Annotated in this window: 6 protein-coding genes; 4 read left to right on the top strand and 2 right to left on the bottom strand. The window is 65.1% G+C overall.

The features are described 5' to 3' along the window. Both ACE3RX_RS16845 and ACE3RX_RS16840 read left to right on the top strand, forming a co-directional pair. A partial coding sequence (locus tag ACE3RX_RS16845) for a glutamate synthase-related protein (RefSeq protein ID WP_374486134.1) occupies positions 1-1,770 on the top strand: 1,770 nt, incomplete at its 5' end. 2 nt (positions 1,771-1,772) lie between these two features. Further along, complete coding sequence (locus ACE3RX_RS16840) at positions 1,773-3,236, top strand: glutamate synthase subunit beta (protein ID WP_374486133.1); 1,464 nt, start codon at positions 1,773-1,775, stop codon at positions 3,234-3,236. A 143-nt stretch (positions 3,237-3,379) separates the two neighbouring features. Here the strand turns inward: ACE3RX_RS16840 and ACE3RX_RS16835 are convergent, their stop codons facing one another. Further along, positions 3,380-4,579 (bottom strand): acetate/propionate family kinase, encoded by a 1,200-nt coding sequence (locus ACE3RX_RS16835; protein ID WP_374486132.1) that lies wholly within the window; start codon positions 4,577-4,579, stop codon positions 3,380-3,382. Continuing rightward, positions 4,576-5,985 carry a bifunctional enoyl-CoA hydratase/phosphate acetyltransferase gene (locus tag ACE3RX_RS16830; protein WP_374486131.1) on the bottom strand — a complete coding sequence of 470 codons (1,410 nt, stop codon included), beginning with the start codon at positions 5,983-5,985 and terminating at the stop codon, positions 4,576-4,578. The genes ACE3RX_RS16835 and ACE3RX_RS16830 overlap by 4 nt, the downstream gene beginning before the upstream one ends. A gap of 207 nt (positions 5,986-6,192) precedes the next feature. On the opposite strand from ACE3RX_RS16830, the gene glmU reads away from it, so the two are divergent. Beyond that, complete coding sequence (gene glmU / locus ACE3RX_RS16825) at positions 6,193-7,557, top strand: bifunctional UDP-N-acetylglucosamine diphosphorylase/glucosamine-1-phosphate N-acetyltransferase GlmU (protein ID WP_374486130.1); 1,365 nt, start codon at positions 6,193-6,195, stop codon at positions 7,555-7,557. A 60-nt stretch (positions 7,558-7,617) separates the two neighbouring features. Next, positions 7,618-9,456: a glutamine--fructose-6-phosphate transaminase (isomerizing) gene (gene glmS, locus ACE3RX_RS16820; RefSeq protein ID WP_374486129.1), complete on the top strand. Its 1,839-nt coding sequence runs from the start codon at positions 7,618-7,620 to the stop codon at positions 9,454-9,456. The last annotated feature ends 82 nt before the right edge of the window (positions 9,457-9,538 follow it).

Raw genomic sequence — 9,538 nt, 5'->3', positions numbered from 1 at the left:
GAGTACCTGGTCAATGCCGACCAGATCCAGATCAAGATGGCCCAGGGCGCCAAGCCTGGCGAAGGTGGCCAGTTGCCCGGTCACAAGGTGTCCGAGTACATCGGTTTCCTGCGTCACTCCGTGCCGGGCGTCGGTCTGATCTCGCCCCCGCCGCACCACGACATCTACTCCATCGAGGATCTGGCCCAGCTGATCCACGATCTGAAGAACACCAACCCGACGGCCGACATCTCCGTCAAGCTGGTGTCCGAAGTGGGCGTAGGTACCGTGGCGGCTGGCGTGGCCAAGGCCAAGGCCGACCACGTCGTCATCGCCGGTCACGACGGCGGTACTGGTGCGTCGCCGCTGTCCTCCATCAAGTACGCCGGTTCCCCGTGGGAACTGGGCTTGGCTGAAACGCAGCAGACCCTGGTCCTCAACCGTCTGCGCAGCCGTATCCGCGTGCAGGTGGACGGTCAGATCAAGACGGGTCGCGATGTCGTTATCGGTGCGCTGCTGGGCGCCGATGAGTTTGGCTTCGCCACCGCACCGCTGGTCGTTGAAGGTTGCATCATGATGCGCAAGTGCCACCTCAACACCTGCCCGGTGGGTGTGGCCACGCAGGATCCGACCCTGCGCAAGCGCTTCTCCGGCCAGCCGGAGCACGTGGTCAACTACTTCTTCTTCGTTGCCGAGGAAGTGCGCGAGCTGATGGCCCAGATGGGCATCCGCAAGTTCGACGATCTGATCGGCCGTGCCGACCTGCTCGACATGCGCGCCGGCATCGAGCACTGGAAGGCTCGCGGCCTGGATTACAGCCGCATCTTCCACCTGCCGAACGTGCCTGCTGACGTGCCGCGCCTGCACACCGAAGTCCAAGACCACAATCTGGTCAAGGCCCTCGACAACCAGCTCATCGAGCTGGCCAAGCCGGCTCTCGAAACCGGCGAGAAGGTCTCCTTCGAAGTCCCGGTGCGCAACATCAACCGTACCGTCGGCGCCATGCTGTCCGGCCGTTTCGCGGCCAAGTACGGTCACGCCGGCCTGCCGGACGACACCGTGCATATCCGTCTCAACGGCACGGCCGGCCAGAGCTTCGGGGCCTTCCTGTCTCGCGGCCTGACCCTCGAACTGGTGGGTGAAGGCAACGACTACGTCGGCAAGGGCCTGTCCGGTGGCCGCATCGTTGTGCGCCCGGCTGATGGCTTCAAGGGTGAAACCCCGAGCAACATCATCATCGGCAACACCGTGCTGTACGGCGCGACCGAAGGTGAGGCCTACTTCGCCGGCGTCGGCGGCGAGCGTTTCGCGGTGCGTAACTCCGGTGCGACCACGGTCGTCGAAGGCGTGGGCGACCACGGCTGCGAATACATGACCGGCGGTACCGTCGTGGTGCTCGGCATGACCGGCCGCAACTTCGCTGCGGGCATGTCCGGCGGCGTGGCCTACGTGTTCGACGAGGATGGCACTTTCGAAGGCCGCTGCAACATGGCCCAGGTGGCCCTGGAGCCGGTCGAGGAAGAATTCGCCGCCCGTCAGGGTTCCGAGGCCGGTGACGACCTCGAAGGCCATGGTCGTGTCGACGTGCGTCACCTGGGCATGGCCGACGAAGCCCTGCTCAAGATGCTGATCGAACGTCACGCCACCTACACTGGCAGCGAGCGCGCCAAGGCCATCCTGGCCGACTGGGCAGCCTACCGCTGCAAGTTCGTCAAGGTGATGCCGCACGAATACCGTCGCGCGCTGGCCGAGATGGCCGCGCAACAACAGAAAGAACTGGAGGCCGCGTAACAATGGGCAAGCCAACTGGATTTCTCGAGTACCAGCGTCTTTCCGAGGCTTATGCCCCGGTTGAGCAGCGTCTCAAGCACTACAAGGAATTCGTCGACCACCTGAGCGACGAGGATGCGGCCAAGCAGGGCGCCCGCTGCATGGACTGCGGTATTCCGTTCTGCAACAACGGCTGCCCGGTGAACAACATCATTCCCGACTGGAATGATCTGGTTTATCGCGGCAACTGGAAGGAAGCGATCGAAGTCCTGCACTCCACCAACAACTTCCCGGATTTCACCGGCCGGATCTGCCCCGCACCCTGCGAGGCAGCCTGTACGCTGAACATCAACACGGAAGCGGTTGGCATCAAGTCGATCGAGCACGCGATCATCGACAAGGCCTGGGAAAACGGCTGGGTTACGGCCCAGCCCGCCGCCGCCAAGACTGGCAAGAAGGTTGCGGTGGTCGGTTCCGGCCCTGCCGGCCTGGCTGCTGCCCAGCAGCTGGCCCGCGTCGGCCATGACGTGACCGTCTTCGAGAAGAGCTCCCGCATCGGCGGCCTGCTGCGCTACGGCATCCCCGACTTCAAACTGGACAAGTCCACCATCGACCGTCGTGTGGCCCAGCTGGAAGCCGAGGGCGTCACCTTCCGCACCAAGGTGTGCGTTGGTGTGAAGCCGGGTGTTACCGGTATCAACGATGACGCCGTCGAAGTGGTATCCGCTGAACAGCTCAAGTCCGAGTTCGACGCGGTGATCCTTGCCGCCGGTTCCGAAGTGCCCCGTGACCTGCCGGTGCCGGGCCGCGAGCTGGCTGGCGTCCACTTCGCGCTGGAATTTCTGATTCCGCAAAACAAGGAAGTGGCTGGCGACGACAAGAACCCGATCTCCGCGACTGGCAAGAACGTCATCGTGATCGGCGGTGGCGACACTGGTTCCGACTGTGTGGGCACCTCCAATCGTCACGGTGCTAAGTCCGTGACCCAGTTCGAAGTGATGCCCGAGCCGCCGAAGGAAGAGAACCGTCCGCTGACCTGGCCGTACTGGCCGATCAAGCTGCGCACCTCCTCCTCCCACGAGGAAGGCTGCACCCGCGAGTTCGCGGTGTCCACCAAGGAGTTCATCGGCGAGAACGGCAAGGTCAAGGGTCTCAAGACCGTAGAACTCGAATGGAAGGACGGCAAGCCGACCGAAGTGCCGGGTTCCGAGCGTGAGCTGCCGGCCGATCTGGTGCTGTTCGCGATGGGCTTCACCAACCCGGTGGCATCCCTGCTCGAAGCTTTCGGCGTCGACAAGGACGGCCGTGGCAACGCCAAGGCCACCACCGACGGTGACGGCTGCTATGCCACCAATGTGCCGAAGGTCTTTGCCGCCGGTGACGTGCGCCGTGGCCAGTCCCTGGTTGTGTGGGCGATCCGCGAAGGCCGTCAGGCCGCTCGCGAGGTCGACACCTTCCTGATGGGCAGCAGCGTCCTGCCGCGCTGATCGATCTGTAAGGCATCAAGCAAAAAGCCCGGGGTGACCCGGGCTTTTTGCGTTTCTGGGGAGCGCTTTCCTGCCAGAGAGCGCCCACAGGGGAAGGGAGAGAGCCCTGTTGATGGGCTCCCCGTCCCAATATCCTTGTTGCTTCAGTTCAGCCCCAGCAGGTTCACCGTATGGTGGCCGATCATCCATTCCTCGTTGGTCGGTACCACCAGCACTTCCACCTTGCTGTCCTTGGCGTGGATGCGCGTGGCGTGGCGCTGGTTTGCTGCGGGATAGAGGCGCAGGCCGGTCCATTCCAGCCATTCGGCGATGCGGGCACGCACCGGTGCGGCGTGTTCGCCGATGCCGCCAGTGAACACCAACGCGTCCAGCCCGCCGGCGGCCATCGACAAGTGGCCGATCATGCAGGCGGCGCGGTAGCAGAACAGCTCGACGGCTTCCTTTGCGGCTTCCTCGTCGGAGTCGAGCAGGGCGCGCATGTCCTGGCTGAGGCCGGAAACGCCGAGCAGGCCGGACTGCTTGTAGAACAGGTTGCTGAGGGCCTTGGTATCCATGCCCTTCTGCTCGATGAGGTGGAGGATCACGCCGGGGTCGAGGGAGCCCGTGCGGGTGCCCATCATCAGGCCGTCCACTGCGGTGAAGCCCATGCTGGTGTCGCGGCTGACGCCGTCGCGCAGCGCGCACATGCTGGCGCCGTTGCCCAGGTGGGCGATTAGGATCGGACCGCAGGCCTTTTCCTCGCCGAGCAGGTCGGGCAGCTGACGGGATACGAACTCGTAGGACAGACCGTGAAAGCCGTAGCGTTTCACGCCTTCGTTGTAGAACGAGCGCGGCAGCGGAAAGCGCGAGGCTACCGGCAGGCGCGTGCGGTGAAAGGCGGTATCGAAGCAGCCGACCTGGCGCACATTGGGCATCAGTGTGAACAGCGACTTGATAGCCCGCAGGTTGTGCGGCTGGTGCAACGGGGCGAGCGGAATCAGCGTCTCCAGCTCGCTGACCACTTCTGGTGTCAGCACTACCGGCGCACCGTAGTGGTCGCCGCCATGCACGATGCGGTGGCCGGCGGCAATGATGTCCACGCCGGGTGTGTGGCGGTTGATCCACTCGAACAGGAACTCCAGCGCGAGGCGGTGTTGACCGTTCTGGTCGGTGCCGTCCGGCACCGTCAGGCCCTCGGCGAAGCGTTCGCCGGTACTGCTGTCCACCGCATGCATCAGGGGTTCGGCGCCGATGCCTTCAACCTGGCCGGCCAGGCGCGGCCGGTCGGCCAGCTCTGGGATCATCGGGAAGAGGGCGAACTTAAGGCTCGACGAGCCGGCGTTGAGGATCAGGATGGCTTTCACAGGCGGACTCCCTGGCGGCGTTTATGGGCCATCAGCTGCGCGATGGCGCAGGAGGCGGTTCGGGTTTCGGCGGTATCGGCACGGCTGGTCAGCACGATGGGCACGCGGGCGCCCAGCACCACGCCGGCCATCAGGGCGTCGGCGAGGTATTCGAGCTGCTTGGCCATCATGTTGCCGGATTCCAGGTCGGGCACCACCAGGATGTCGGCCTGGCCGGCTACCGCGGAGCGGATGCCCTTGGTTTTGGCGGCCACCAGTGAGACGGCGTTGTCGAAGGCCAGCGGGCCGTCGAGCAGGCCACCCTTGATCTGGCCGCGGTCGGCCATCTTGCACAGGGCGGCCGCGTCGAGGGTGGAGCGAATTTTGACGTTCACGGTCTCGACGGCGGACAGGATCGCCACCTTGGGCTCTGGCACGCCCATCATGATCGCCAGCTCGATGGCGTTCTGGATGATGTGCACCTTGTCGTCGAGGCTTGGCTCGATGTTGATCGCCGCGTCGGTGATCAGCAGTGGGTGCGGGTAGGTTGGCACGTCAGCCATGAAGACGTGGGAGATGCGCCGGGAGGTACGCAGGCCGCTGTCCTTGGCGACCACCGCGCCCATCAGCTCGTCGGTGTGCAGGGAGCCCTTCATCAGCGCCTCGACCTCGCCGCAGCGCGCCATGCGCACGGCAATCTCGGCGGATGCGTGGCTGTGTGGCGCGTCGACGATGCGCACGCCGCGCAGGTCGAGCCCCTCCTGCTCGGCTACTTCGCGGATCTTGCTCTCGGGGCCGACCAGCACCGGGATCACCAGCCCGGCATCCCGTGCCTGCAGCGGGCCACGCAGGGACTCGGTGTCACAGGGATGGGCCACCGCAATGGGAATCGGCTCCATGCCTTTGGTCAGCTCGAGCAGGTGCAGGTAGCGTTGCTGGCGGTCGGAGATGGTGACCTCCGGCATGGCCATGCGCGGCCGCTTGATCTTCTCGGTGGGGGCCATCACCTCGGCGGTGCCGTCGATGACCTTCAAGCCGTCCTGGTTGACGCACTGGCAGTCGAGCAGCAGGTGGTGGTTGTGCTCGAAGCGCTGGGTGCAGGTGATGGTGACGGTCAGCGTGTCGCCGATGGTGATCGGTCGCCAGAACTTGAGGGTCTGGGCCACGTATACGGTACCGGGGCCGGGGAATTCGGTGCCGAGGATGGACGAGATCAGCACGCTGCCCCACATGGAGTGCCCGACCACCTCGCGGAACTGGCTGGAGCGGGCGAATTCGGGGTCCACATGCGTGGGGTTCACGTCCCCCGACATCACCGCGAAGAGGTGGATGTCCTGCGGGCGCAGAGTACGTACCAGTTGGGCGGAATCGCCCACGGCAATTTCGTCAAACGTCCGGTTCTGGATGAAATCACGAGCGTCGATCATGGCGATATCCTGTTTTTTTGCGTTGCAGCGTCCTGATTCTAACGAATGCGCATCGCGGAACTTTAGTATTAGATCAAAGGAGTGTTGCATTGCGTCAGGGAGCGCACCGGGCCGCAGTAGAGCATCCGAGAACTGCGCCGCGAAGTCGCATTTTTGCGCATGCTAGAATCCGCTCCAGCTTACATTCAAACTGCATCAGGAAACTCCATGGAAGTGATCGTTCTCGCCGCCGGACAAGGCAAGCGCATGCGTTCGGTGCTGCCCAAGGTGCTGCAGCCGCTGGCCGCCAAGCCCTTGCTGGCTCATGTGCTGGACACCGCCCGGGCACTGGCGGCGCGGCGCATCGTGGTGGTGTATGGCCACGGTGGCGAGGTGGTGCGTGAGGCGCTGGATGCCCCCGATCTGGCCTGGGCCCGTCAGGACCCGCCGCAGGGTACTGGCCATGCGGTGCAGCAGGCCATGCCACTGGTTGAAGACGGAGACGTGGCCCTGATCCTCTATGGCGATGTGCCGTTGATCGGCGTGCCCACGCTGCAACGCCTGATCCAGGCTGCCGGCGCCGAGCGGCTTGCCCTGCTTACCGTCACGATGGACGACCCCACCGGCTATGGTCGCATCCTGCGCAACGCGGCTGGCCAGGTTACCCGCATCGTCGAGGAGAAGGACGCCGCGCCCGACGAGCGCGCGGTCCGCGAAGTGAACACCGGCATCCTGGTCGCTCCCGTCGCGCGCCTGCGCCACTGGCTGGCGGCTCTCAAGAACGACAACGCCCAGGGCGAGTACTACCTCACCGACATCATTGCGATGGCGGTCGCCGACGGCCTCGAGGTCGTCACCACCCAGCCCGACGCCTTCGAGGAAACCCTCGGCGTCAATAACAAGACCCAGCTCGCGGAGCTAGAGCGCATCCACCAGCGCGCCATCGCCCGCCGCCTCACCGACGGCGGCGTGACCGTCATCGACCCGGCCCGCCTCGACGTGCGCGGCGAGTTGATCTGCGGCCGCGACGTGGAAATCGACATCAACTGCATCTTCGAGGGGCGCGTCGAGCTTGGCGATGGTGTGCGTATCGGCGCCAACTGCATCGTCCGGAACGCGAAGATCGGCACCGGCACGAAGATCGCTGCCTTCTCCCAGATCGAGGATACCGAGATGGGCGAGGCCTGCATCATCGGTCCTTACGCGCGAACCCGTCCGGGTACCGTGCTCGGCAAGGACGTGCACCTCGGCAACTTCGTCGAGGTCAAGAACAGCGTGATCGCCGACCACTCCAAGGCCAACCACCTGGCCTATATCGGCGATGCGGACATTGGGCAGCGGGTCAACGTCGGTGCAGGCACCATCACCTGCAATTACGACGGTGCCAACAAGTTCCGCACCATCATCGAGGACGACGTCTTCATCGGCTCCGATACCCAGCTGGTGGCGCCGGTCCGCGTCGGGCGCGGTGCCACCCTTGGTGCCGGCACCACCTTGTCGAAGGACGCGCCGCCCGAGCAGCTCACCGTGTCGCGCGCCAAGCAGCTGTCGATCCCGGGGTGGAAGCGCCCGGTCAAGATCAAGAAGGCCTGAGGCCGTTCACCATTTCCGGCCCGGTCATGCAGACCGGGCGTCTCTGAAAGGTTTTCGATCATGTGTGGCATCGTCACCGCCATCGCCCGTCGCAACATCGTTCCCGTGCTGCTCGAAGGCCTGCGCAAGCTGGAATACCGTGGCTACGACTCGGCCGGCCTGGCCGTTCTCAAGCAGAACGGCAAGCCGACCCTGCAGCGCCTGCGCGCCGTTGGCCGCGTCGCAGAGCTGGCGGCCCAGGCCGACGCCACGGGTTTGTCTGCCGAAATCGGCATCGCCCACACCCGCTGGGCCACCCACGGCGTACCCTGCGAGCGCAATGCCCACCCGCACATCTCCGGTGGCCTGGCGGTGGTGCATAACGGCATCATCGAGAACTTCGAAGAGTTGCGCGATGCCCTGCGCGCCAAGGGCTACGCCTTCACCTCCGAGACCGACACCGAAGCCATCGCCCACCTGCTGCACGACAAACTGAAGACCATCCCCGACCTGTTTGACGCGGTGCGCGCCACGCTGGCCGACCTGGTCGGTGCCTACGCCATCGGCGTGATCAGCGAGATCGATCAGGGCCGCGCCATCGTCGCCCGCAAGGGTTCGCCGCTCTTGCTGGGCATTGGCGAGGACGGCCATTACGCCGCCTCCGACACCGCTGCGCTGCTGCAGGTCACCCGCAAGGTGGTTTATCTCGAAGATGGCGATGTGGCCGAGCTGACCCTCGACGGCTACCGCGTCACGCGCCAGGACGGTACGCCGGTGGAGCGCCCGGTGCACATCTCCAGCTTGTCCGCCGACGCGGTCGAGCTCGGCAAGTACCGCCACTACATGCAGAAGGAAATCTTCGAGCAGCCCCAGGCCCTCGCCAACACCCTGGAGATGATTGCCGGCGGCGGCAGCGTGTCCCCGCAGCTGTTCGGCAGTGACGCGGTGGATGTCTTCGCCGCCACCCGCCGGGTGCTGATCCTTGCCTGCGGTACCAGCTACCACGCCGGCTTGGTGGCCAGGTACTGGCTCGAGGCCATCGCCAAGCTGCCGTGCTCGGTCGAGATCGCCAGCGAGTACCGCTATCGGGAGTCGGTGCCCGACCCAGAGACCCTGGTGGTCGTCATCTCCCAGTCCGGCGAGACCGCCGATACCCTGGCCGCCCTCAAGTTCGCCAAGGGTCTGGGCATGACCAAGACCCTGGCGATCTGCAACGTGCCGGAGTCCGCCATTGTGCGGGAGGCCGCGCTGCGCTTCATCACCCGCGCCGGCCCCGAGATCGGCGTCGCCTCCACCAAGGCCTTTACCACCCAGCTGGCGGCGCTGGCCCTGCTCACGCTGGCCCTCGCCAAGGTGAACAACCGCCTCTCCGAAGCCGACGAGGCCGGCCACCTGGCCCTGCTGCGCCACCTGCCGGTCGCCGTCGCGAAGGTCGTCGAGCTGGAGCCCGAGATCGAGCGCTGGGCCCAGCGCTTCGCCGGCAAGAACCACGCGCTCTTCCTCGGCCGCGGCATGCACTATCCGATCGCCCTGGAAGGCGCCCTCAAGCTCAAGGAAATCTCCTATATACACGCTGAAGCCTACCCGGCCGGCGAACTCAAGCACGGCCCGCTGGCGCTGGTGGACAAGGAGATGCCGGTCATCGCTGTGGCTCCCAACGACAGCCTGCTCGAAAAGCTCAAGTCCAACCTGCAGGAAGTCCGCGCCCGCGGCGGCGAGCTCTACGTGTTTGCTGACGTCGGCTGCGAGATCGCCGAGTCGGAAGGCGTGCACATTCTGCACATGCCCGAACACTACGGCCTGCTGTCCCCCATCCTCCACGTCGTGCCGCTGCAACTGCTCAGCTACCACGCCGCGCTGGTGAAGGGCACGGATGTGGACAAGCCGCGCAACCTGGCCAAGTCGGTGACGGTGGAATAAGGGGCGCGCCCGTCTTTTGAGTCCACAGAATAAAGTTGGTCGGAGTCTAAGTAAGCAAAAGGGGCCGGAAGGCCCCTTTGCT

The sequence above is a fragment of the Zoogloea sp. genome, from assembly GCF_041914405.1.
Lineage (GTDB): Bacteria > Pseudomonadota > Gammaproteobacteria > Burkholderiales > Rhodocyclaceae > Zoogloea.
This window is presented reverse-complemented; position numbering and strand designations above follow the sequence as displayed.